The following is a 25,862-nucleotide window of genomic DNA, read 5'->3' as shown; positions in this document are numbered from 1 at the left end:
AAATTGTGGCTACCATTTCCCAGTTTCGCAGCAAGTTGGATTATGATAGAATTGGTAATGGAATTAATATAGGAGGCTGTATCTATGTCTGAAGTTAAATATAAAAGAGTTATTATGAAATTAAGTGGTGAGGCTTTAGCAGGTGACAAAAAAACTGGTATTAATCCACCAGTGATTCAAAAAGTTGCTGAAGAATTAAAAGATGTTCATGATATGGGCGTTCAGATCGCTATCGTTGTCGGCGGCGGAAATATGTGGCGTGGTGAAACCGGTGAACAAATGGGAATGGAACGTGTTCAGGCCGACTATATTGGTATGCTGGGAACCGTAATGAATGCCTTAGCACTTCAAGATAGTTTGGAGTCCTTAGGTGTGCCAACCAGGGTTCAAACATCTATTGAGATGCGTCAAATTGCAGAACCTTATATTCGACGTAAAGCAGTTCGTCATCTTGAAAAGAATCGGATTGTTATTTTTGCAGCTGGAACTGGTAGTCCTTATTTTTCAACTGATACCACGGCTGCCTTACGGGCAGCTGAAATTGGTGCCGAGGCTATTTTAATGGCAAAAAACGGTGTCGATGGGGTGTATTCTGCTGATCCTAACATAGACACAAACGCTACGAAGTTTGATGAATTAACTCACATGGATATAATTGACAAGGGCTTAAATGTTATGGATACAACCGCAAGTTCTCTTTCAATGGAAAACAATATTCCTTTGGTAGTATTCAATCTTAACCAAACAGGTAATATCAAAAGAGTTGTTATTGGCGAAAATATTGGAACGACTGTCAAGGGGGAATAGTAATGGCTGGAAAAGATATTTTAGATAAAAATAAAAATCGGATGGGTAAAGCACATGAGGCATTAGAACGTGAGCTCGGTTCTATCCGTGCAGGACGAGCTAATGCAGCATTGTTAGATCGAATAGAAATTAGTTACTATGGTGCACCGACACCACTTAACCAAATGGCATCAATTTCAATTCCAGAACCTCGGGTTTTGTTAGTTACTCCATTTGATAAATCCGTTTTGGGAGATGTCGAACAAGCAATTTTAACTTCTGATTTAGGAATCAATCCGGCAAATGATGGTTCAGCTATTCGTTTGGTTATTCCTCAATTGACCGAAGAAACTCGTAAAGATCTTGCTAAAAATGTTAAGGCTGAAGGTGAAAAGGCTAAAATCGCAGTTCGCAATATCCGTCGTGATATGATGGATGACCTTAAAAAAGGTAATAAAAAGGGTGATTTTAATGATGATGAATTTCATAATTTAGAAGATCAAGCTCAAAAAATCACGGATGATGCAATTAAAAAAGTTGATGAGATCGTTTCAACTAAAGAAAAAGAAGTATTAGCCGGTTAATTTTTTAATACAGGTTGAAAGTTCAAATTAGTTTTCTTAACTATTTAATCTGGTTGGTTCGGAGTGAAAAACGAGGTTATGTTTTTGTCCGAACCACTTTTTATTTAGTGGGTTTACACGATTTGATTGGGTCTGAAATTTAATTTTAAAGTATTTTGATAAGTTGAGGAATTATTGTGAATGATTCAAATGAGATTTTTTTAAATGAGAATATTCCAAACCATATTGCAATTATTATGGATGGAAATGGGCGATGGGCAAAGAGACGTCATCTTCCCCGTGTTGCTGGTCATAAGAGGGGAATGGATGTAGTGAAAATAGTCACTCAAGAGGCATCCAATCTTGGTGTTAGAGTGCTTACCTTATATGCCTTTTCGACGGAAAATTGGAAGAGACCTAGTTCAGAAGTTTCTTTTTTGATGAAGTTACCGATTGACTTTTTTGGAACGTTTGTTCCAGATTTAATTGAACAAAATATAAGAGTCCAAGTAATGGGCGATGTTACTAAGTTACCAAAGGATACCCAGAAATCAGTTCGTGATGCTGTTGCACAAACTAGTCGAAATACCGGAATGATTCTTAATTTTGCCTTGAATTATGGTGGACGTGACGAAATAATTCAAGCTGTTCAGTCAATTGCGGAGCAAGTTAGTGGTAAACAGCTCATCCCAGAACAAATCGATGCCAAATTATTTGCAAAGAATTTAATGACCAATCAACTTGGTGAACTAGCAGACCCAGATTTATTGATTAGGACTAGTGGTGAAGAAAGAATTTCAAATTTCTTACTTTGGCAAATTGCTTATAGTGAGATGGTCTTTACAGACACTTTATGGCCTGATTTTGATGAGCAAGAATTAAAAAATTGTATTCAACAATTTCAAAAACGTGACCGCCGCTTTGGCGGTATAAAGAAATGAGGCTATTAGAGAGATGAGACAACGAGTAATTACAGCAGTTATTGCTTTAGTTATTTTTATTCCCATTATTATTTTGGGAGGGCCATGGATTGAGGTGGCCGCACTGGCTTTGGCAGGTGTTGCAATGAGTGAAGTCTTAATGATGAAGAAGATTTTGTTAATCAGCCCGGAAGCAACAATTAGCATTTTAGGTACTTTGTTTTTAGTATCAAATGATAAATGGTATGGTTTTTTACCAAGTCAATTTAACAAACAGTTTATTTTCTTTCTTTTTGTTATTGCATTGTTAATTAGAATCATTTTTTCTAAAAATAGATTTAATTTCGACGATGCTGGTGTACTTACACTTAGTATGTTGTATATTGGTTTTGGATTTAATCAATTTGTTGCTGCGCGAAATGTTGGTTTAACAACATTACTGTTTGTTCTTTTTATCGTTTGGCTTACGGATAGTGGGGCTTATATGATTGGGCGTCAATTTGGTAGAAATAAATTATCGCCGTTGATCAGTCCAAATAAAACGTGGGAAGGTTCGATTGGTGGTACCGTAGTTGCAGTCATTATTTGCTCTATTTTTGCAATATGGACCAAAGTGAGCCTTGATGTAATAGGCATAACTCTGATTGCGATCGTTCTTTCAATAGCTGGTCAGATGGGAGACTTGATTGAGTCGTCTCTCAAGCGTTACTATGGCGTGAAAGACTCTGGTAAAATTCTGCCAGGACATGGTGGAATATTGGATCGTTTTGATAGCTTGTTGTTGGTTTTACCAATTGCTCATCTGTTTGGTTTGTTTTAGCTCTAGATAGGAGAAATTTATGTCAGTATTAACAACAATTGTTACGTTTATTATTGTTTTTGGAATTCTTGTAGTTGTACATGAATTTGGGCATTTTTGGATGGCACGCCGTTCAGGAATTCTGGTACGTGAGTTTTCGATTGGAATGGGCCCCAAAATCGTTGATTTGAAGTCAAAAGGTACAACTTTTACTATCCGAGTTTTGCCTATTGGTGGATATGTTAGAATGGCCGGCATTGATGAAGAAGATGATGAGTTAAAGCCTGGGCAGCAAGTTATTCTTTCAACAGACCAAAAGAATATTGTTACTAAGATCGACGCGAGCAATCATCCCAACGTTGGAGTTGGATTTCCATTTGAAGTTGTTAAATACGATTTGGTTAATGACCTATTTATTGAAGGTTATCAAAATGGAAACGAAGATAAGCTCTTAAGGTTAGGTGTTGACCATGATGCAACCATAGTTGAAGCAAATAATGTTGAAGTTAGAATTGCCCCGCACGATGTTCAATTTCAGGCAGCCAAACTTTGGAAGAGGATGCTCACAAATTTTGCTGGTCCGTTTAATAACTTTGTTCTGGCTATTGTAGTGTTTGCAGTTTTGGGTATACTCCAGGGCTCGGTCCCAACCAATTCTAATAAAGTAAATGTTGTTGATAATGGCATCGCTGCAAAAGCAGGTCTAAAAAATAATGACACAATTACAAAAATTAATGATATAAAAATTAAGAATTGGTCTGAAATTTCAGAAAACATTTCTAATAAGGCAAATCAAAACGTAACATTAACAGTTCAGAGACAGTCTCAGAAAAAAATTATTCAGCTAAAACCTAAAGAGGTTAACAACGGGGGGAAAAAGGTTGGGATGATTGGTATTGAAACAACTTCTACCCGAAACTTACTTTCGAGAGTATTGTATGGTTTTACCGGTACTTGGGAAATGACAGAGCGATTGTTTGGAGCAATTGGTCAGATGTTTCACGGCTTTAGTCTAAATGACTTAGGAGGGCCAGTTGCCATTTATGCAACAACATCGCAAGCTACACGTCAAGGATTTACTTCTGTTCTGTTTGTATTGGCGTTCTTATCATTAAACTTAGGGATTGTTAATTTGTTTCCAATACCTGCTCTGGATGGTGGTAAGCTTCTGCTTAATATAATTGAAGCAATTAGAAGAAAACCCATTAAACCAGAGACAGAAAACATAATTACATTAATCGGTTTTGGATTTTTAATGTTACTCATGATTTTAGTAACATGGAATGATATTCAACGATATTTCATTAAATAAACGGGGTGCACACAGTGAAACAATCAAAACTTTTAATACCAACTGTTAAAGAAGTTCCAAGTGATGCTGAGGCTTTAAGCCATCAGATGATGATTAGGGCGGGGTTTATAAGACAGGTATCAGCGGGAAGTTATGCATATTTGCCACTAGCTTACCGAGTTTTAGAAAAAGTTAAAGGTATTATCAGAGAAGAACTCGATAAGATTGATGCGGTCGAAATGTTGGCTCCAATTATTTTGCCAGCAGAACTCTGGAAGAAATCAGGTCGGTTTGAAACATACGGACAAGAATTATTTAAGTTGAAGAATCGACATGGTAGGGATTTTATTTTGGGACCAACACACGAAGAAACATTTACGACGTTCATTCGCGATGATATTAAGTCTTATAAGAAGCTTCCTCTGACACTCTATCAGATTCAAACAAAGTACCGTGACGAAGATCGTCCTCGTTATGGTTTGCTACGTGGTCGAGAGTTTATGATGAAAGACGCTTATTCGTTCCATGCGAACGAGGAAAGTTTAGATGAAGTTTTCCATAAGATGGAAATTGCTTATCGTAACATTTTTAATCGAATTGGTTTGGATTACAGAGAGATTGTCGGCGATGCTGGTGCCATGGGTGGCAGGGATTCACGTGAATTTTCTGCAATTGCTCCTGTTGGTGAAGACACAATTGCTTATTCAGATTCTAGTGATTATGCCGCTAATCTTGAAATGGCAACTAGTCAATATCAAAATTTAAACATTAATGAAGAGTTGCGCGATTTAGAAAAAGTTTCAACTAATAATGCACATTCTATTGATGAGGTCTCTGAGGCGTTGAATATAGACGAGGGACGAATAATCAAGACCCTTGTCATGATTGCAGATGAGGAACCCATCTTGGTACTGTTACGTGGAAATGACGAACTTAATGAGGTAAAATTAACAAACTTGCTTGGTGTAAATGAAGTTCATGAAGCCTCTGAGGAAGAGGTTGTTGCTCTGCTGGGGGCCCACGTTGGATCAGTTGGTCCAATGATAGACGATGCAAAAGTGAGAATAGTAGCGGACCAATATGTTCAGCAAATGACCAATGCTGTTGTAGGTGCAAATGAAGATAATTATCACTTTATCAATGCAAACCTTAATCGCGATTTTGATGTAACCGAATTTAGTGATCTGAGAGTTGCTAAGGAGGGTGAGCTTGCTCCTGATGGGAAAGGAAAACTCACTTTTACTAAGGGTATTGAGATTGGTCATGTTTTCAAAATTGGAACTAAGTATTCAAAAGCACTTGATGCAACTATTTTGGATGAAAATGGGCGTGCGAAACCTGTTATTATGGGGTGCTATGGAATTGGAGTGAGTCGTTTGTTATCTGCTGTTACGGAACAACAGGCGGATGAATATGGTTTAGTTTGGCCCAATGCAATTGCTCCCTATGATGTACATGTTGTGCCAGTTAGCGATCGGGATAAGAATCAGCAAACAATTGCTACACAAATTGAACAAGATTTGACTGAAGCAGGATTACAGGTTTTAGTTGATGATCGTAAAGAACGTGCTGGTGTTAAATTTGCCGATTCGGATTTGATTGGGCTTCCAATTCGAGTAACAGTCGGGAAAAAATCTAGTGATGGAATAGTTGAAGTTAAAATTAGAAAAACAAGCGAGACATTGGAAGTACGAGTAGAAGAATTGAAAAATACAATTGAAATTCTTCTAAATCAAGCTAAATAGTTTAATATTTTAAAAGATGTTTTCTTGGTTTATAATCAGGGGAACATTTTTAAATTAATGATTGATCCACTAGTGGAGGAAGAAATTGAGTTTATCAGAACAAGAACAGTTTCAAACGTTGTTAGAGCACATTGGACTTTTAAATTACGATGATAATAACTTGAAGACCGGTAAAATAAAAAATTTAATAATTCACAAGGAATCTAAGGAGTGGGAGTTTTATTTTGAATTTGAGGATGTGTTAGATTTTGAGACGTTTTTAAATTTTCAAAATCATCTTAAAAATGAATTTAAGGCGATTGCCCAAATTAAGTATCAAATAATTCCGAAAAAGGCTGACTTGAATGTTAGAAAAGTACTATCCTACTGGGATTGGGTAGTTAAGAATAGTGATGTCAAGTCTTCAGTTGTTCAGCAAATTTGTGAAAAAGCCGTTCCTAAATTTGAAGATGGCCAACTAACGATTTCTGTACCTGATGAAGTTGCACAAAGCTTTTTTACTGACGAGGTGACTAAATCATTCAGCAAGTATTATCAAATGATTGGCTTCTCAAATATTTCGATTAAGACAAAGGTGGATGCCTCTAATTCTGAGACCTCGTTTCAAGAATATCATGAAGCAAAGAAGCAAAAGGATCAGGAACTTGCCCAAAGAGCGACCGCCGCAATTCAGATGCGAGAAAATAAACGAAAAGAACAGGCTGTCGATGCAAGTTTCAATGAAGGACCTGTTCAGATTGGAAAACCAATTTCTCCAAAAGAAAATGTCACGCAATTGCGAGATGTTAATCAAGAAGAACGATCGTTGTTAATTGAGGGATATATTTTTGATGTCGAAATTCGCACACTACGTTCAGAACGTCAGCTACTTATCTTTAAAGTTACAGACTATACTTCTTCAATTACAGTTAAGAAATTCTCTAAAAATGACAGCGATGAACAAGCATTTGCTAACGTAAAAAAAGGGATTTGGGTTAAAGTTCGAGGAAGTGTTCAAGAAGATACTTTTATGAAGGATCTAACAATGAATGCTTATGATGTGGAAGAAATTAAACACGCTGAGCGAAAAGACCGATCAGATGAAAAACGAGTAGAATTGCATCTGCATACCAATATGAGTCAAATGGATGCCACAAACAGTATTTCAGATTACGTTATTCAGGCATCAAAATGGGGCCATCGAGCAATAGCGGTTACGGATCATTCTGGTTTGCAGGCATTCCCAGAAGCATACGCCGCAGCCAAGAAAAATAACATAAAGATGCTATTTGGAGTTGAAGCTAATCTAGTTGATGATGGAGTTCCAATTGGATATAACAATAAGCATACGCCCCTGAAGGGTGCAACATATGTCGTGTTTGATTTGGAAACCACGGGTTTATCAGCAATTTATGATAAGGTAATTGAATTATCGGCTGTGAAAATGCAGGATGGTAATGTAATTGATCAATTTGAAGAATTTATTGATCCAGGGTTTCCTTTATCTGAAACCACAATTAATTTGACCAGTATTACTAATGAAATGGTTCATGGTTCAAAAAGTGAGGAAGAAATTTTTAAATCATTTAGAGAATTTTATGGTGATTCAATAATTGTTGGTCATAATGTTACCTTTGATGTAGGTTTTATGAACACTGGTTATCTTAGACATAACATGAAAGAAATTACTAACCCAGTAATTGATACACTTACACTTGCTCGTTTCTTGTATCCTACTTTAAAGGGCTACAGATTAAATACGTTAGCAAAGAAATTTAGTGTTAATTTAGAGCATCATCATCGTGCTATTTATGATGCTGAGACAACAGGACACTTGTATTTTAAATTTTTAAAAGATGCAGAAGAACAATATGATATCGTTTACCATGATCAGTTAAATGATCATATGAGTGACAATGATGCATATAAACATGCTCGTCCAAATCATGCAATTTTAATTGCAAAAACTCAGGATGGTTTAAAAAATCTATTTAAACTAGTTTCAAAGTCAAATGTTGAATATTTTTATCGCGTTCCGCGTATTCCAAAGTCAGAATTGAAAGAGCTACGCGACGGCATTATTGTTGGATCCGCCTGTTCAAGTGGGGAAGTATTTACTGCAATGATGCAAAAGGGATATGCCGAAGCAAAGGCAAAAGCAAAATTTTATGATTATCTTGAAGTGATGCCTAAACCTGTTTATCAGCAGTTGTTGGATCAAGAACTTGTGAGCGGAACTAAGAACCTCGAAGAGATAATAGAAAATATCATTAAATTGGGTGATGATTTAGGGAAACCAGTTGTTGCAACTGGTGATGTTCATTATCTAAATCAAAATGATTCAATTTATCGTCAAATTCTGATTGGATCGCAGGGCGGAGCTAATCCACTTAATAGATCGGCACTTCCTGATGTTCATTTCAGAACCACAGATGAAATGCTAAGCGATTTTTCATTTTTAGGAGATAAACAAGCTCGTAAAATTGTTATTGAAAATACAAACCAGATTGCTGATTCAGTTGATGATATTAGTCCAGTGAAAAATAAGCTTTACACGCCTAAAATGCCTGGGGCAGAGGATCGTATAAGGCAGTTGACAATGGACCAGGCTCATGCGCTTTACGGAGAGACACTTCCAGAAATTGTTCAAGAACGCTTGGACAAAGAATTAAAAAGTATCATTGGAAACGGTTTTTCTGTTATTTATTTGATCGCTCAACGGTTAGTTCACAAGAGTAATAAAGATGGATATTTAGTTGGCTCTCGTGGCTCGGTTGGCTCAAGCCTTGTTGCTACTATGTCTGGAATTACTGAAGTAAATCCATTGCCGCCACATTATCGTTGTCCGAATTGTCAATATTCAAGCTTCTTTACAAAAGGCGAATACGGCTCTGGATATGATTTGCCCGATAAAAATTGTCCTAAGTGTGATACTGAAATGATCGGCGATGGGCAAGATATTCCTTTTGAAACATTTTTGGGATTCAAGGGTGATAAAGTTCCCGATATTGATTTAAATTTTTCTGGTGACTATCAACCTATTGCACATAATTACATGCAGGTTTTATTTGGTAAGGATAACGTTTTCAGGGCTGGTACCATTGGAACAGTCGCGGATAAGACTGCATATGGATACGTTAAAGCATATGAACGAGATCATAATATTCACCTTAGAGGTGCTGAAATTGATCGCCTTTCCCAGGGAGCCACAGGTGTCAAGCGAACTACTGGACAACATCCGGCTGGAATTTTAATTGTACCGGATTACATGGATATTTATGATTTTAGTCCGATTCAGTATCCGGCAGACGACCAGACCGCTGCTTGGAAAACAACCCATTTTGATTTTCATTCAATTCATGACAATATTTTGAAGATGGATATTTTGGGTCATGATGATCCTACTATGATACGTAAGCTTCAAGATTTATCAGGGATTGAACCGAAGAGTATCCCAACTGATGATCCTAATGTTATGAAAATTTTTTCTGGACCGGATGTTTTAGGCGTTTCAGAAGATCAAATTAATTCAAAAACCGGAACACTTGGAATTCCAGAGTTTGGAACACGATTTGTACGTGGAATGTTAGAAGAAACGCATCCAAAGAATTACTCAGAGTTATTGCAAATATCGGGTTTGTCACATGGTACCGATGTTTGGCTGGGAAACGCTGAGGAATTGATTAAAGCCGGAACGGTTACAATTAAAGATGTCATTGGGTGTCGTGATAATATCATGATGGATTTAATTCATTATGGTTTAGATTCTCAATCATCTTTCCAGATTATGGAGAGTGTTCGTAAGGGAAAGGGGATTCCTGAAGGTTTTGAAGAAAAAATGAGAAGTGCTAATGTTCCTGATTGGTATATTGAGTCATGTGGAAAAATTAAATATATGTTTCCACGCGCTCATGCTTCGGCATATGTCTTGATGGCACTTCGAATTGCTTATTTCAAAGTATATTTTCCTTTAGCATATTATGCCGCTTATTTTACGGTTCGAGCTGATGATTTTGATATTGTCTCTATGTCTCATGGAAAAGAATCTGTGAAAGCTAAGATGACCGAAATAAACGAAAAAGGCCGGGAAGCATCTACGAAGGAGAAAAACTTATTAACTGTTCTTGAATTAGCGAATGAAATGATAGAACGAGGTTTTGAATTTGGAATGGTCGATATAGAGCATTCTGATGCTGAAGAATGGATAATTGAGGGTAAAAGACTGCTAGCACCATTCAATTCCATTCCAGGACTTGGGGATAATGTTGCTAAACAGATTGTTGCTGCGAGAGCGGACAAACCATTTTTATCCAAGGAAGATTTGGCAAAAAGAGGACATGTTTCAGCAAGCTTGATTGAATTCATGACGATTAATAATGTATTGAGTGAATTACCTGATGAGAATCAGTTAAGCCTATTCTAAGGGGCGTTATTTGCTCTTTTGCGTTTTATATGGTATATTTATTCATGTAATTTTCATACTCGTAAATTGAGTGAGCAGCGATGCTCGCTCTTTTTATTGGAAAAATGGAGGAGAAACCTTGAGTAGTGATGTTGTTGAGACAGTAACCAAAATGGTAACGCCCATAGTTAATAAGCATAATTTTGAATTAGTTGAAGTTGAATTTGTAAAAGAAGGCCAAAGTTGGTTCTTGAGGGTTTACATAGATAAACCAGGTGGAATTAACATTGAGGAATGTGCCATGGTCAGCGATGAATTAAGTGAACAGTTAGATGAGGCAGATCCTGATCCAATTCCCCAAGCCTATTTCTTGGAAGTGTCGTCACCTGGAGCAGAACGTCCGCTTAAAAAAATTGAGGACTACGAAAATGCTGTGGGAGACTATATTCATATTTCACTTTATGCACCAATTGATAAGAAAAAGGTATTTGAAGGTGATTTAATATCTTTTGATGGTAAGCAAATTACAATGGATTACATGGACAAATCACGAAAAAAGCAATTAGTTGTTGATTTAGACAAGGTTGCCTTTGCAAGGTTAGCAATTAAATTTTAGAGAGGACTAAAAAAATGAGTAAAGAAATGGTTACGGCCCTTGATGCTTTAGAACAAGAAAAGGGAATCAAAAAAGAAATAGTAATTGATGCTCTTGAAGCGGCTTTAGTTTCAGCATATAAAAGAAATTATGGTCAAGCGCAAAACGTCGAAGTTGACTTTGATGAAAAGAAAGGTGATATTCACGTATACGCAGTAAAAAAAGTAGTTGATCAAGTTGAAGATGATCAACTTGAGGTAAGTCTCGATGAAGCATTAACAATTAATAAGGCCTACGAACTAGATGACGAAATTAAATTTGAAGTAACACCTAAAAATTTTGGTAGGATCTCTGCTCAAACTGCGAAACAAGTTATTATGCAACGAGTTCGTGAAGCAGAACGTGGTGTTGTTTATGAAAAGTACAGTCAATATGAAGATGAGATTGTAACTGGTGAAGTATCTCGCCGTGATAATCGTTATGTTTATGTTGATTTAGGTGGTGTTGAGGCTGTCATGGCTAAACAAGACCAGATACCAGGTGAACAGTATGAACCACATGATCATATTAAAGTATATGTAACTAAAGTTGATGACAGTGGTAAGGGGCCTCAAGTGTATGTTTCAAGAAGTGCTTCTGGTTTGCTTAAACGTTTGTTTGAACAAGAAGTGCCTGAAATCTATGATGGAACTGTCGAGATTGTCTCAATTGCTCGTGAAGCCGGTGATCGTGCAAAGGTTGCCGTTAAATCCGCTAATCCAGATATTGATCCTGTTGGTACAAGTGTTGGACCAAGAGGACAACGGGTTCAGACTATCGTTAATGAATTGCATGGTGAGAATATGGATATCGTTGAATGGGTTGAGGATCCCGCGGCGTATATTGCGAATGCATTAAATCCTGCAGAAGTTGAAGACGTATTATTTGATGAAGAAGATGAACGTTCTTGTATGGTAGTTGTTCCTGATTATCAATTATCGTTGGCAATCGGAAAGCGCGGTCAAAATGCGCGTTTAGCTGCAAAATTAACTGGTTATAAGATTGACATTAAATCAGAGACGGATGCTTCAGAATTCTTTGAAGAAGATGAAAACGTTGATGAGGCCGAAACTGAAGAATAGATTTGTGGAGGTGATTGCAATGAAGACTAGAAAAATTCCAATGCGAAAAGATATTGTTACCAACGAAATGTTTCCTAAAAGGGAATTAGTTCGTGTTGTTAAAAATAAGGAAAATGAGATTTCAATTGATGCGACAGGAAAAAAGCCTGGTCGTGGTGCATACATTGGTTTGGACGTAAAAATTGCTCAAAAAGCAAAGAAACAGCGTACCTTTGATAAAGCATTTAAAATTGAGGTAGATGATAAGTTTTACGATGAATTAATTGAGTATGTTGATCACCAACAAGCTCGTAGAGAGTTGTTCGGCGATGCTAAATAGTGATATTAGTAATTATTTAGGATTGATGAAAAAGGCACAAAAAATTATCACTGGTGAATCGCTTGTACTAGAGTCCATTAAGAAGAAAAAGGCGTTATTAGTTTTAATTACTAGCGATATGGGGTCGGCTACTCGAAAAAAAATAACCGATAAATGTAATTTCTATAAAGTTATGTGGATAGAGGTTGGATCAACGTTAGAATTATCAAACGCAATTGGGCAAAAGCGAAGTGTCATCGCGATTACTGATAGAGGATTTACAAATGGATTATTAAAAAAAATAGAATAGGAGCGTGAAACGATGGGCAAGAAGAGAATATATGAATTAGCCAAGGAATTAAACGTTTCAAGCAAAGATATGATTGCAAAAGCTCAAGAGGCAGGATTTGATGTAAAAAATCATATGTCAACTCTTGATGATGCAAGTGAAAAGCACTTAGTAAGCATTTTTGGTAGTAAACAGAGTACAAGTGATAATAAAACTGCGGTTAGCGGAAAAGCAGTTGAAAGTTCAGAAAAACACACACCAAAATTTCGTTCGAGCAAAACTGGCAAAACAGTTATTCGTCGTAATGAGGAAAAGGCAAAAGAAGATGGCAAAAAGCCATACAATCCGAAGGCAGGAAATCAGACATCTGTAAAAACAGAAACTGCTGTAAAGACAAATAATAACAATGCTCGACCTCAAACGCGTAACAATAATCAAAATAATCAAAAGAATCAACAACGTAATAATGGTCGACTAAATAATAATCGTAATAATACGAATGTTAACAATCGTCAGGGGAACACAAGCAATAATAGTAATTATCGTAGAAACAATAACAGTCAACGTTTTAATAATAATCGTTCGCAGAGCAATACGGTTAAGCCTAAGGCCGCAAACAAGGCTTTAGAAGCAGCACGTGCGGCGGTTTCTGAAATTAAAAATAGTACGCCTGCTCCAAGCCGTGCAAAGGAACAACCGCGAAAAAAAGAAGCGATTAAGCGTAGCACACCGGAGAAGAATGAGAGAAAAGTTAGTCCAAATGCGTCAGTCGCTCATTCTACTGCTAATACAAGTAATAGCAGGAATAATGAGCGTCGTTCTTTCTCAAAACCAGCTCCAACAACTAGTGTAAATAAGTCTTCTGAGAATAATGACAGTCGTTCAAACAACCGTTTCAATAACAATAAGAAAAAGAAGAACGATTACAGTCGCAATCGCTTTAGCGGAAATGGTAATCGTAATAATAGTTATAACGGAAACGGACGCCGTAATAAGAAAGTTAAAAAGAACGGTCGTCTAAAGAACGTTGAAACAAAACCAGCTCCAACACGTAAGGAACGTCCATTACCAGATTTATTAGAATATACTGAAGGAATGAACGTTGCAGATATTGCTAAAAAGATTCATCGTGAGCCGGCAGAAATCATCAAAAAGCTCTTTATGATGGGTGTTATGGTTAACCAAAATCAATCTTTGGATAATGACACAATTGAGTTGTTAGCTGCAGACTATGGCATCGAAGCACAAGAAAAAGTTGAAGTCGATATTTCTGATATTGATAAGATTTTTGATGAAGAACAAGCTAACACTGATAACCTAGTAAGTCGCCCTCCAGTTGTTACAATCATGGGTCACGTTGATCATGGTAAAACAACACTGCTAGATAATTTGCGTAATAGTCATATTACAGCTGGTGAAGCTGGTGGAATTACACAGGGAATTGGTGCTTACCAGTTGAACCATGATGGTAAGTTAATCACATTCTTGGATACTCCTGGACATGCTGCCTTCACTGAGATGCGTGCTCGTGGTGCTGATATTACTGATATTACAATTTTAGTTGTTGCAGCCGACGATGGTGTAATGCCTCAAACAATTGAAGCGATTAATCATGCTAAGGCCGCTGATGTACCAATTATTGTTGCAGTTAACAAGATTGATAAGCCAGGTGCCAATCCTGCTCATGTAATTGAACAATTAGCTGAGTACGAACTTATTCCAGAAAAATGGGGTGGGGATACCATCTTTGTAGAAATTTCAGCTAAGATGGGTACAAATATTAATGAATTGCTTGATATGATCTTGTTGCAGGCTGAGGTACTAGAATTAAAGGCTAATCCGGACCAAAGAGCTGCTGGTTCTGTAATTGAAGCTAAACTTGATCCAGGTAAAGGTACAGTTTCAACTGTGCTTGTTCAACAAGGGACGATGCACGTTGGTGATCCAATTGTTATTGGTAATACTTTTGGACGTGTCCGTACCATGGTTAACGAATTTGGTCATCGTGTTAAAATTGCTACTCCTTCCACACCTGTCGAAGTTACAGGTCTTAACGATGTGCCTGAGGCGGGGGACCGGTTTGTCGTATTTGAAGATGAAAAATCGGCTCGTGCTGCTGGTGAAGATCGTGCTAAGCGCGCTTTAGTTGAGGAACGGAAGCGAACTAACCATGTAACTTTGGACAATTTATTTGATTCTCTAAAAGAGGGTGAAATGAAACGTGTAGACATCATCATTAAGGCTGACGTCCAAGGCTCAGTTGAAGCTCTGTCAAGTAGTCTAAAGAAGATTGATGTTGAAGGTGTTCGAGTTAACGTTATCCATACGGCAGTTGGTGCTATAAACGAAAGTGACGTTACACTTGCTGAAGCAAGTAATGCTATCATTATTGGCTTTAACGTTCGACCTACTCCACAAGCTAAACAATTAGCAGATTCACAAGACGTTGATATTCGTCTTCACCGTGTAATCTACAACGCTATTGATGAAGTTGAAGCTGCTATGAAGGGAATGCTTGAACCAACTTACGAAGAAGAAATTACGGGTCAAGTTGATATCCGTGAAACATATAAGGTTTCTAAGATTGGAACAATTGCCGGTGGCTTTGTAACAGATGGATTCATTACTCGCGATTCTAGTGTTCGTTTGATTCGTGATGGCGTAGTTATCTATGAAGGACAACTTGGTAGTTTACGTCGTTTTAAGGATGACGTTAAAGAAGTTAAACGTGGTTTTGAACTTGGTTTAACAGTTGAAAACTATAATGACATCAAGATTGGTGATGTTATTGAAGCATACCGTATGAAGGAAGTACCTGTAGAATAATAATTCTTGGAGGTGTTCGTTATGGCACGACAATATCGATCTGATCGTCTTTCCCAGGAAATCGAAAAAGAAGTTAGCGACATTTTACGTAGAAAAGTTCGTGATCCGCGTTTAGAAGGTATAACTATAACTGGCGTTGAAGTTACTGGTGATTTACAACAAGCTAAAATTTTCTATAGTATTTTGTCTGATCAGGCTTCTGATGATCAAAAAACAAAAGACGGGTTAAAAAAGGCAACTGGTTTAATCCGAAGTGAATTAGGTAGTAGGTTATCAATCTACAAAACACCTGAGATTAGTTTTTTGAGAGATGAATCAGTTCAATATGGTGATCATATTGATCAATTATTAAATAAACTAAATAAAAAATAACAAAAAAACCTAATATGAATTATTCATATTAGGTTTTTTGTATGCGCCGGTTCGGGTTTTCCGTATGCTATACTTATAATCTATAGGAGAGGTAGTTTAATTATGGACGGAATTATTCCAATTAATAAAGAACGTAAAATGACTAGTCATGATGTAGTTGCAAAAATTAGACGAATTTTGCATACTAAAAGAGTTGGACATAGTGGCACACTAGATCCCAATGTGGATGGTGTCCTAATTGTTTGTGTTGGTAAGGCAACCAAAGTATCAGATTACTTGATGAACTCAGGTAAAATTTATCGGGGCAAAATCACGCTGGGCTTTTCAACAATTACTGAAGATTTAGACGGTGAAGTTATTGCTTCAAAGGTACTTAAAATTCCTTTTACGGATGAAGAATTAGCAAAGACTTTTAATAGTTTGACAGGCGAAATCATTCAAATTCCCCCTATGTATTCGGCCGTTAAGGTTAATGGACGGAAGTTGTATGAGTATGCAAGATCTGGTGAAGAGGTAGAAAGACCGCAAAGAATGGTCTCAATAACTGAATTTCATCAAATTGGAAAAAGTGAATTTGATGAAAAACGTGGAACGCAAACTATTAAATTTGAAGTTAAGTGTAGCAAAGGGACTTATGTACGAACTTTGGCGGTTGACTTTGGTAAGAAATTAGGTGTTCCGGCTGTAATGTCAGATCTTACAAGAATGTCCAGCGGTGGATTTGATCTATCACATACTATCACATTGAATGACTTATCCGAAAAAGTTAAAAACCAAGATTACAGCTTTTTACATCCAATTGAAACAGTTTTTAAAAACCTTATAACATATAATCTATCGTCGGATGAATTAGAAAAAGTTCAAAACGGAGCTTGGCTCAGACTTAATATGAATGATGATCAATTGCTTTTAAAATATAATGATAGATTACAAGCCGTTTATAAACGAGACTCAGAAACAAATCTATATAGACCAGAAAAAATGTTTCTTTTAGAGGACTAATATGAAAACAATATACTTACATTACCCATATGATAAAACCATAATTCCAGAAGATAAGGTTGTTTTGGCATTAGGATTTTTTGATGGTGTTCACAGAGGACACCAGAGTGTAATCCGAACAGCAAAGGATATTGCCAACCAAAAGCAAATAAAATTAGCAGCTATGACCTTTAACCATCACCCTTCAGTGGTTTTCGATCAAAGAACGAATTCACCGGAGAATAGTTTATCATATATTACCTCTGTTGTTAGGAAGGCCAAGTTGATGGAAGATCTTGGTGTAAATATCTTATATGTAGCGGATTTTACTTCATCTTTTGCAAACCAATCGGCCAATCAATTTATTGATAATTACATTGTAGGACTTAATGCTGAAATTGTAGTTGCTGGATTCGATTATACGTTTGGACCAATTGATAAGGCAAATATGGATATTTTGCCAACACTTTCCCGAGGTCGTTTTGATGTTGTGAAAGTTAAAAAATTAAAAGTTGATGGAGAAAAAGCTAGTTCGAGTCGGATTAGATCCTTAATTGCAATTGGAAATATTGATGAAGCAAATGTATTATTGGGCTACCCTTTTGAAACACACGGTATTGTGGTACATGGTGAGGCAAGAGGAAGAACATTAGGTTATCCAACCGCCAATATTATTTCAAGCGAAAATCAAGTCGTATTAGGAATTGGAATATATGTTGTAGAAATAAAAATTGGATCTGAGTGGTATCAAGGTATGGCTTCGGTTGGGAAAAATGTAACTTTTGGAAAAAATCGAAAAGTTACAACCGAAATAAATATTTTAGATTTTAAACGCGAAATTTATGGTGAAGAGGTTGATATCAAATGGTATAACCGAATTCGTGGAGAAGAAATGTTTACCAGTGCAGAGGAGTTAGTGAATCAATTGCAAAAAGATGAGGTGGCAACTAGGTCATTTTTTAAAAAGATCTAAAGTAATTTGACCAAGTTTGACATTTGATGAAAAATTTTGTATATTAATCATTGTAATTTAGCACTCAATATATTGAAGTGCTAAAAGAGGTGATTGAATTACGCTAACTAAACGTGAATTGATGATTTTAGAGTTGATTGTTCGTAAATATACGGAGAATGGCCAACCAGTTGGATCGAAGGCATTAGTGGATACTCTTCCGATTCATGTAAGTTCAGCCACGATTAGAAACGATATGGTTAAGCTTGAAGAAGCTGGGTTAATTGAAAAAACGCATTCTTCGTCTGGGAGGGTTCCATCCAGAGAGGGATATCGATACTATGTTGATCATTTAATGAGACCGGTATCGGCCGATCAGAGTGAACTTGCAACAATAAAGAGTTCGTTTGACCAGAGTTTTAGACGTATCGATGATATCGTAAAAATCTCCGCAGATATGTTATCACAAATGACTAATTATACGGCATTATCTTTAAAACCTAATCAGGTTGCAACGACGATTGATGGATTTAGACTTGTTCCCTTAGGCTCAAGTCGCGTGATGTTAATCTTAGCAACCAGCAATGGTGAAGCCTCAACTCAGCAGTTTTCAATACCTCCAGAATTACAAGGTGAGGAGCTTGAAAAGGTTGTTCATCTTATGAACGATAGATTGGTTGGCAAAAGCTTAGCTCAGGCCTATCAATTAATTCATTCGGATTTACCTGTAATACTCAGTAAATATTTGCATAATAAGCTCGGAGTTGTTGATGTTTTTTCAGATATGATTAGTCGCAATGCTGAAGATCAGTTCTTTGTGGGGGGAAAGTTGAATATTTTGAACTTTTCTGACCCCAAGAATTTAGAATCAGTACGTAAAGTATTTGGTATTCTTAATACACAAGATGCGTTGTCTGATTTACTGTCAAATGATGAGCACGGAGTTAATGTTAGAATTGGTAATGAGATTAGTGACTCTGTTTTACAGGATTATAGTTTAATTACTGCTTCGTATGATATTGGGACATATGGGCAAGGGTTAATTGCCATACTTGGACCAACTAGTATGCAATATTCTAAGATGCTCGGAATCGTTGATGTTTTTAGAGCACAACTATCTAGCAAAATGTTAGAGTATTATAAAAACTTAGATGGAAGTTAGGAGTGATTTTGTGGCTGATAAGGATGATATAAAAGATTCAGAAGTATCAGAAGAAAAAACAGTGGTGGCTGACCGTGATGAATCATCAGATACCGATAAAGTTGTGCAAGACGACTCCGATGAAGCTAAAAAAAATAATGAGGCTGATTCAGAATTACAGTCGCAACTTGATGAGATAAATGACAAATACATGCGTGCTCAGGCTGAGATTGTTAATATGCAACGTCGAAACGAGAAAGAGCAAGCGAATTTAGTTAAGTATGATGGTCAAAAATTAGCTAAATCCATTTTGCCAGTGATGGATAATTTGGAAAGGGCATTATTAATTGAGGTAACTGATGAAAATGGTACTCAATTGAAAAAGGGAATCGAAATGGTCCAAAACCATCTGGCTAATGCTTTAACTGAAAATGGTATTAAAGAAATTGGTACAGTTGGCTCTATTTTTGATCCTAATGAAGAGCAGGCAGTGCAAACTGTTGAAAAGTCAAAAGAATATGCAACAGATACGGTTGTGCAGGTTCTTCAAAAAGGGTACAAGCTAAAAGATCGTGTTTTAAGACCTGCGATGGTTGTCGTCGCTCAATAATAAAAAAATGAGGTAATTTTGAAATGGCAAGTAACAAGATTATTGGTATTGATTTAGGTACTACAAATTCTGCTGTTGCAGTTATGGAGGGTGATAAGCCAAAGATTATTACTAATCCAGAAGGTGCCCGTACAACTCCTTCAGTTGTTTCATTTAAAAATGGAGAAACACAAGTTGGGGAGGTGGCAAAACGACAAGCAATAACAAATCCAGATACAATTGCATCGATTAAACGTCACATGGGTGAAGAAGGATACAAAGTAACTGTTGATGGTAAGTCTTATACACCACAAGAAGTTTCTGCAATGATTTTAGGATATATTCGAGGATTTGCAGAAGACTATTTAGGCGAAGAGGTTGATCAGGCAGTTATTACTGTTCCTGCGTATTTCAATGATGCTCAGCGTCAGGCTACTAAAGATGCTGGTAAGATTGCCGGTTTAGATGTAAAGCGAATTATTAACGAACCTACTGCAGCTTCACTTGCGTACGGGCTGGACCAAACTGATAAGGATGAAAAAATCTTGGTTTATGACCTCGGTGGTGGTACTTTTGATGTTTCTGTCCTTGAATTAGGCGATGGCGTATTCCAAGTACTTTCAACTAATGGTGACACCAATCTTGGTGGTGATGATTTTGATCAAAAGATTATTGATTGGTTAGTAGATGAGTTTAAGAAAGAAAATGGAATTGATTTAGGCAAAGACAAGATGGCACTTCAACGCTTGAAGGATGCCGCTGAAAAAGCTAAGAAGGATCTCTCGGGTGTTACTGAGGCTCAAATTAGCTTGCCATTTATTTCGGCTGGTGAAAACGGACCACTTCATTTGGAAAAAACACTAAGCCGTGCGCAGTTTGATCAAATGACTTCAGACTTAGTTGCCCGTACAAAGACACCAGTCGACAATGCTTTGAAGGATGCCGGATTGTCAGCTTCTGATATTGATGAAGTTATTTTAAACGGTGGTTCAACACGTATTCCAGCCGTTCAGGAAGCTGTTAAAAATTGGACGGGTAAAGAACCAAACCATTCAATTAACCCTGATGAAGCCGTTGCAATTGGTGCTGCAATTCAAGGTGGGGTTTTAACTGGCGACGTTAAAGATGTTGTTTTACTTGATGTAACTCCTCTTTCATTGGGGATTGAAACAATGGGCGGTGTGTTTACACAATTAATTGAACGTAACACAACCATTCCAACAAGTAAGTCACAGGTATTTTCTACCGCTGCCGACAACCAGCCTGCTGTTGATATTCATGTTTTACAAGGTGAACGTCCAATGGCTGCTGATAATAAAACACTTGGAAGATTCCAACTTACGGATATTCCACCTGCACCACGTGGAATTCCTCAAATTGAAGTTAAATTTGATATTGATAAGAACGGTATTGTAAACGTATCTGCAACTGACAAGGGAACAGGTAAAGCACAAAAGATTACTATTCAAAGCTCCACTGGTTTATCAGATGAAGAAATTGATCGAATGATGAAAGAAGCCAAGGAAAATGAAGAGGCTGATAAGAAGCGTAAAGAAGAAGTAGATTTACGTAATGAAGTTGATCAATTAATCTTTACAACTGATAAGACTCTTAAGGAACTTGAAGGTAAAGTTTCTGAGGATGAAATCAAGAAGGCCAAGGATGCTGAAGAAGCACTTAAGAAGGCCCAAGCTGACAATAACCTTGAAGAAATGAAGGCTAAGAAAGACGATTTGAATAAGATTGTTCAAGATCTTTCTGTAAAGCTTTACCAGCAAGCACAGGATGCACAACAAGCTCAGGCTGATCCAAATGCTAGCGCAGATGCAACTGGTAATACCGGAAAAGATACTGATGGCAATACCGTAAATGGTGATTTTGAGGAAGTTGATCCAGATAAAGACAATAACAAATAATAGAGGAGTCAAAGTCGCTGGCTTTGACTTTTTTATGTTAAACTTCAGGAAGTGTGAAATTTACTGTGGAGGAAAAGTATGGCCGACGGGAATAAAGATTACTATGATGTTTTAGGTGTCAGCAAAGATGCCTCAGCGGATGAAATAAAAAAAGCGTACCGAAAATTATCTAAGAAATATCATCCTGATATTAATAAAGAGCCGGGCGCAGAGCAAAAATTTAAAGATGTAAATGAAGCTTTTGAAGTACTAAGTGACGATCAAAAACGAGCTCAATATGATCAATTCGGATCAGCAGACCCTAACGCGGGATTCGGTGGCGGTGGATTTAGCCAAGGTGATTTTGGTGGATTCGGTGGCAACGGCGGCGGTTTTGAGGATATTTTCAGTTCATTTTTTGGCGGTGGTCAAAGACAACAAAGTGCTAGTCAACCACGACAGGGTGAGGATCTACAATATAGTATGGAACTTAAGTTTGAAGAGGCTATTTTTGGGAAAAAGACAACTATTAAGTATTCTCGTGAAGCTATTTGTAAGACGTGTGACGGTTCTGGCGCTAAACCAGGAACTAGTCCTGTAACTTGCTCAAAATGTCATGGCACTGGGACTATTCAAGTAACGCAAAATACTCCGCTAGGTCGTATGGTTCGTCAACAAGTTTGTGACGTCTGCAATGGAACTGGTAAAGAGATTAAGGAAAAGTGCCCTACCTGTGGTGGCACTGGTCACACAGCTCAACAACACGAAGTTAAGGTAACTGTTCCAGCTGGTGTGGAAGATGGACAGCAAATGCGTCTTCAAGGACAAGGAGAAGCAGGATTCAATCGCGGACCTTACGGAGACCTTTATATTGTTTTTAGAGTGAAACCAAGTGAATTATATCAACGTGATGGATCTGAAATCTATTTAGACCAATCTATTTCTTTCGTACAAGCAACAATGGGGGATGAAATTGAGGTTCCAACTGTTCACGGAGATGTTAAGCTAAAGGTACCTGCGGGTACTCAAACTGGCACCAATTTCCGATTAAAGGGCAAAGGAGCACCACATCTTCGTGGTAATGGAAACGGCGATGAGCATGTAAAAGTGACCGTGACCGTTCCTAAAAAGTTAAATCAAAAGCAAAAAGACGCCTTAAAAGAGTTCGCTAAGGCGAGTGGTGAGAAACCATCAGGAAATGGTAAGAATAACTTTTTCGATAAATTTATGAACTAAAAGGTTGGGAAAACCCAACCTTTTTTTCTATCTAATTGTAATGAGGAAAAGCTGTTGATATAATTGAAATATTATTAACTAATGAAATGAGAATAAAATGTCAGATTTTTCAGAATTAAAAGAACGACAGGAACATATTAGAAATTTTTCCATTGTTGCCCATATTGATCATGGCAAATCTACCTTAGCAGATCGAATCTTGGAACTAACTGATACGGTTGCAAAGCGTGATATGCAAGATCAATTGCTGGATTCAATGGATTTAGAGCGAGAGCGTGGTATTACTATTAAATTAAACGCGGTTGAATTGCACTATAAGGCAAAAAACGGTGAAAATTATATTTTTCATTTGATTGACACACCTGGACATGTGGATTTCAGTTATGAAGTTTCCAGAAGTTTAGCGGCTTGTGAAGGCGCTGTCCTTGTCGTAGATGCAGCGCAAGGTGTTGAAGCTCAAACTTTAGCAAATGTTTATTTGGCAATTGATGATAATTTAGAAATCGTACCTGTGATAAATAAAATTGATCTACCAGCGGCCGATCCGGAACGTGTTCGAAAAGAAATTGAAGATGTTGTTGGATTAGATGCTTCTGATGCAGTTTTGACCAGTGCAAAAGCAGGAATTGGCGTTTCAGAGTTATTAGAGCAAATTGTTGACAAGATTCCTGCACCTGATGGAAAAATTGATGCTCCATTAAAAGCATTAATTTTTGATTCAAAATACGACGATTATCGTGGCGTTGTTTTGAGTATTCGACTTATGGAAGGAATGGTCAAACGAGGCGATAAGATTCGCCTAGTAAATAGCAATGCGGTATATGAAGTGACAGAGGTAGGAGTTAATTCGCCAGATCCGATTAAAAAAGATTATTTAATGGCGGGGGATGTTGGTTACCTTGCTGCAAGCATCAAAACTATTAAGGATGCACGTGTCGGTGATACAGTTACAAGTGCAAACAACACAGATGTCATTCCCTTAGAAGGCTATCGAGAAATGAATCCAATGGTATATTCCGGCCTCTATCCAACTGACAATGCTAAATTTAACGATTTACGTGAGGCATTGGAAAAACTGCAATTGAATGATGCAGCTTTAGAATTTGAACCAGAATCATCTCAAGCGCTTGGATTTGGATTTCGTTGTGGATTCTTAGGGTTACTGCATATGGATGTTGTGCAAGAACGTTTGGAACGCGAATTTAACTTGGATTTAATCACAACTGCTCCGTCTGTCACCTATAAGGTTGATTTAACTGATGACACTGAAATTGAAGTAGAAAATCCGTCAGATATGCCAGATGCATCCCAAATAAAATCTGTTAGAGAACCTTATGTTAATGCTAATATCATGGTTCCTAGTGAGTATGTTGGCGCTGTAATGGAGTTGGCACAATATCGACGTGGTATTTTTGACACGATGGATTATATTGATGATAATCGTGTAAACGTAAAATATGAACTACCGCTTTCGGAAATAATTTTTGATTTCTTTGACAAGCTAAAGTCCAGTACGCGCGGTTATGCTTCTCTTGATTATGAGTTGGGCGAATATAAAGTAAGTAACCTTGTTAAGATTGATATTCTTCTAAATGGTGATCAGGTTGACGCGCTAAGTTTCATTGCTCATCGTGATTTTGCTCAGCAGCGTGGTAATGAGATAACTGCTAGCTTAAAAAAGATCATCCCTAGAAGGAATTTTGAAATTCCAGTTCAGGCTGCCATAGGAAACAAGATTATTGCGAGAACCAATATTAAAGCATATCGGAAAGATGTTACCTCTAAGATTCACACAGGTGATCCTGATCGTCGTGCTAAGCTACTGGATAAGCAGAAACGTGGAAAGAAACGCATGAAGGCTGTTGGACGTGTAGAGGTCCCTCAGGAAGCGTTCATGGCGGTTTTGAAGACCGATACGGAGTCAAAGAGCGATAAATAGGGATTCTTGAAATTTTAAAATATTAATTTGCCAACTTTTGGCCCTTAAATTTATTGGTTAGCAAAAAAGAGATTCGAGTTTTTTGAATCTCTTTTTTATATTAAATTAGATATCCTTTCGCTACTCTAATCATAATGTGCATTTCTAATTGTTTATTGTTAACCAAAAATAGCATACGTAATAAGGTATGCTATCCAATAGATTTTTATATTAATTATTCAAAGGACATTTCATTCATTGATTGTTCAAGGTCGTCAAATAGGTCATTTTCATCGATAAATTGAATCCAATTATTACGTTCAGTACTGTTTTGAACAGTCCTTTTAATTTGTTCATAAATATTGTTTAACACATTGTCATACATTTTCTCGGCTTCGCGTTCTACTCTTCCATCTCGCCAGCGTTTTGCAGGTTGCCTAGCCTGATTTTTTTCTTGTTGATATGACAGAGCACGTTCAGCAAATATATTACGTACGTTTGAGTTCTTGTCCATATATTCTGAAAATTCTTCTTTATTCAAAGTAAAGCCTCCATAAACGAGTGACTGCAGTTTTATTTCCAAGTATCAGTATAGCAAAATAAAGCAAGTGGGATTGGTAAATTACGTTGATATTTTAATATCAATAATGATTGGAAACCAACAATTATACTTGTACACAAATTTTGAAAATAAGAAACAGTATTTGAAACTACTTTGTTTTACTTTTAGGTACAGATGGGTTAAAATGTTTAGATACAAGTATTAGTGGTGAGTAATAATCAGTGAGGTGAGAAAACCATTTTAAACCGAACAAAGCAGTTTTTAAGAAGTAACCATTTGCAATATCAAAAGAAATATATTCGTCCATTAATGACTCCTGAAAATGTTTATGTTTTTAAGTTTGGAAGAGAAGAACTTAATAATCGTGTTATCATTAAATACACGCATACATGGACGGGACGAATTAAGATTAACGAAATTGACTTGCGTTTGCATAAACAGAAACATCCCCGTATTTTCAGAAGAGAAAGTGATCTGTTAAACTACCTAAAGAAGCACATGTCGACAGAAAACGGGGTTGTTCGTATCCGTCGTAAACGAAAACACCGAGCACATAAGTCGCGGGATAAAGAGACTGAGAAATAAAATTTCTCAGTTTTTTG

At 37.0% G+C, this 25,862-nt stretch carries 22 protein-coding genes; 21 read left to right on the top strand and 1 reads right to left on the bottom strand.

All coding sequences use genetic code 11. The features are described 5' to 3' along the window. The first annotated feature begins 84 nt into the window (after nt 1–84). The 20 genes from pyrH (at nt 85) to lepA (ending at nt 24,719) form a co-directional block, all read left to right on the top strand. Nucleotides 85–807 carry a UMP kinase gene (gene pyrH, locus PECL_RS04750; RefSeq protein WP_014215456.1) on the top strand — a complete coding sequence of 241 codons (723 nt, stop codon included), beginning with the start codon at nt 85–87 and terminating at the stop codon, nt 805–807. Between the two features lie 2 nt (nt 808–809). Next, nucleotides 810–1,370, top strand: coding sequence for a ribosome recycling factor (gene frr, locus PECL_RS04745; protein ID WP_014215455.1), 561 nt, complete (start codon nt 810–812; stop codon nt 1,368–1,370). Nucleotides 1,371–1,540: 170 nt separating this feature from the next. Continuing rightward, complete coding sequence (locus PECL_RS04740) at nt 1,541–2,290, top strand: isoprenyl transferase (protein WP_041534614.1); 750 nt, start codon at nt 1,541–1,543, stop codon at nt 2,288–2,290. A gap of 13 nt (nt 2,291–2,303) precedes the next feature. Then, nucleotides 2,304–3,089: a phosphatidate cytidylyltransferase gene (locus PECL_RS04735; protein WP_014215453.1), complete on the top strand. Its 786-nt coding sequence runs from the start codon at nt 2,304–2,306 to the stop codon at nt 3,087–3,089. Nucleotides 3,090–3,108: 19 nt separating this feature from the next. Beyond that, on the top strand, nt 3,109–4,380 hold the full coding sequence (gene rseP, locus PECL_RS04730; protein ID WP_014215452.1) for an RIP metalloprotease RseP: 1,272 nt from the start codon (nt 3,109–3,111) through the stop codon (nt 4,378–4,380). A gap of 14 nt (nt 4,381–4,394) precedes the next feature. Next, nucleotides 4,395–6,104 carry a proline--tRNA ligase gene (locus PECL_RS04725; RefSeq protein ID WP_014215451.1) on the top strand — a complete coding sequence of 570 codons (1,710 nt, stop codon included), beginning with the start codon at nt 4,395–4,397 and terminating at the stop codon, nt 6,102–6,104. Nucleotides 6,105–6,189: 85 nt separating this feature from the next. Next, complete coding sequence (locus PECL_RS04720; protein ID WP_014215450.1) at nt 6,190–10,506, top strand: PolC-type DNA polymerase III; 4,317 nt, start codon at nt 6,190–6,192, stop codon at nt 10,504–10,506. A gap of 118 nt (nt 10,507–10,624) precedes the next feature. Next, complete coding sequence (gene rimP, locus PECL_RS04715) at nt 10,625–11,101, top strand: ribosome maturation factor RimP (protein ID WP_014215449.1); 477 nt, start codon at nt 10,625–10,627, stop codon at nt 11,099–11,101. Nucleotides 11,102–11,115: 14 nt separating this feature from the next. Beyond that, nucleotides 11,116–12,201, top strand: a complete 1,086-nt coding sequence (nusA, locus tag PECL_RS04710) for a transcription termination factor NusA (RefSeq protein WP_014215448.1) — start codon at nt 11,116–11,118, stop codon at nt 12,199–12,201. A 19-nt stretch (nt 12,202–12,220) separates the two neighbouring features. Further along, nucleotides 12,221–12,520: an RNase P modulator RnpM gene (gene rnpM / locus PECL_RS04705; RefSeq protein WP_014215447.1), complete on the top strand. Its 300-nt coding sequence runs from the start codon at nt 12,221–12,223 to the stop codon at nt 12,518–12,520. After that, nucleotides 12,510–12,809 carry a L7Ae/L30e/S12e/Gadd45 family ribosomal protein gene (locus tag PECL_RS04700; RefSeq protein ID WP_014215446.1) on the top strand — a complete coding sequence of 100 codons (300 nt, stop codon included), beginning with the start codon at nt 12,510–12,512 and terminating at the stop codon, nt 12,807–12,809. Before rnpM ends, PECL_RS04700 begins: the two co-directional genes overlap by 11 nt. A gap of 12 nt (nt 12,810–12,821) precedes the next feature. Continuing rightward, nucleotides 12,822–15,614 carry a translation initiation factor IF-2 gene (gene infB / locus PECL_RS04695; RefSeq protein ID WP_014215445.1) on the top strand — a complete coding sequence of 931 codons (2,793 nt, stop codon included), beginning with the start codon at nt 12,822–12,824 and terminating at the stop codon, nt 15,612–15,614. Nucleotides 15,615–15,635: 21 nt separating this feature from the next. Further along, the gene (gene rbfA, locus PECL_RS04690; protein WP_014215444.1) at nt 15,636–15,986 is read left to right on the top strand and encodes a 30S ribosome-binding factor RbfA; all 351 of its coding nucleotides are present in this window, start codon (nt 15,636–15,638) and stop codon (nt 15,984–15,986) included. 102 nt (nt 15,987–16,088) lie between these two features. Next, nucleotides 16,089–16,988 (top strand): tRNA pseudouridine(55) synthase TruB, encoded by a 900-nt coding sequence (truB, locus tag PECL_RS04685; RefSeq protein ID WP_014215443.1) that lies wholly within the window; start codon nt 16,089–16,091, stop codon nt 16,986–16,988. A gap of 1 nt (nt 16,989) precedes the next feature. Then, entirely contained in the window at nt 16,990–17,940 is a 951-nt protein-coding gene (ribF, locus tag PECL_RS04680; protein WP_014215442.1) for a riboflavin biosynthesis protein RibF, read from the top strand. A 97-nt stretch (nt 17,941–18,037) separates the two neighbouring features. Further along, nucleotides 18,038–19,081 carry a heat-inducible transcriptional repressor HrcA gene (gene hrcA, locus PECL_RS04675; RefSeq protein ID WP_324608739.1) on the top strand — a complete coding sequence of 348 codons (1,044 nt, stop codon included), beginning with the start codon at nt 18,038–18,040 and terminating at the stop codon, nt 19,079–19,081. After that, complete coding sequence (gene grpE / locus PECL_RS04670; RefSeq protein WP_014215440.1) at nt 19,071–19,670, top strand: nucleotide exchange factor GrpE; 600 nt, start codon at nt 19,071–19,073, stop codon at nt 19,668–19,670. The genes hrcA and grpE overlap by 11 nt, the downstream gene beginning before the upstream one ends. A 23-nt stretch (nt 19,671–19,693) precedes the next feature. Continuing rightward, nucleotides 19,694–21,565, top strand: coding sequence for a molecular chaperone DnaK (gene dnaK, locus PECL_RS04665; RefSeq protein ID WP_014215439.1), 1,872 nt, complete (start codon nt 19,694–19,696; stop codon nt 21,563–21,565). A 78-nt stretch (nt 21,566–21,643) separates the two neighbouring features. After that, on the top strand, nt 21,644–22,780 hold the full coding sequence (gene dnaJ, locus PECL_RS04660; RefSeq protein WP_014215438.1) for a molecular chaperone DnaJ: 1,137 nt from the start codon (nt 21,644–21,646) through the stop codon (nt 22,778–22,780). Nucleotides 22,781–22,877: 97 nt separating this feature from the next. Continuing rightward, nucleotides 22,878–24,719, top strand: coding sequence for a translation elongation factor 4 (gene lepA, locus PECL_RS04655; protein WP_014215437.1), 1,842 nt, complete (start codon nt 22,878–22,880; stop codon nt 24,717–24,719). A 214-nt stretch (nt 24,720–24,933) separates the two neighbouring features. Here lepA and PECL_RS04650 read toward each other — a convergent pair whose 3' ends face one another. Next, a complete protein-coding gene (locus tag PECL_RS04650) occupies nt 24,934–25,239 on the bottom strand; it encodes a hypothetical protein (protein WP_014215436.1) in 306 nt (101 codons plus the stop codon). A 258-nt stretch (nt 25,240–25,497) separates the two neighbouring features. Here PECL_RS04650 and PECL_RS04645 point away from each other — a divergent pair, with 258 nt between their 5' ends. Next, nucleotides 25,498–25,845 carry a hypothetical protein gene (locus tag PECL_RS04645; RefSeq protein ID WP_041534613.1) on the top strand — a complete coding sequence of 116 codons (348 nt, stop codon included), beginning with the start codon at nt 25,498–25,500 and terminating at the stop codon, nt 25,843–25,845. Nucleotides 25,846–25,862: the final 17 nt, after the last annotated feature.

It is taken from the genome of Pediococcus claussenii ATCC BAA-344, from assembly GCF_000237995.1.
Lineage (GTDB): Bacteria > Bacillota > Bacilli > Lactobacillales > Lactobacillaceae > Pediococcus > Pediococcus claussenii.
This window is presented reverse-complemented; position numbering and strand designations above follow the sequence as displayed.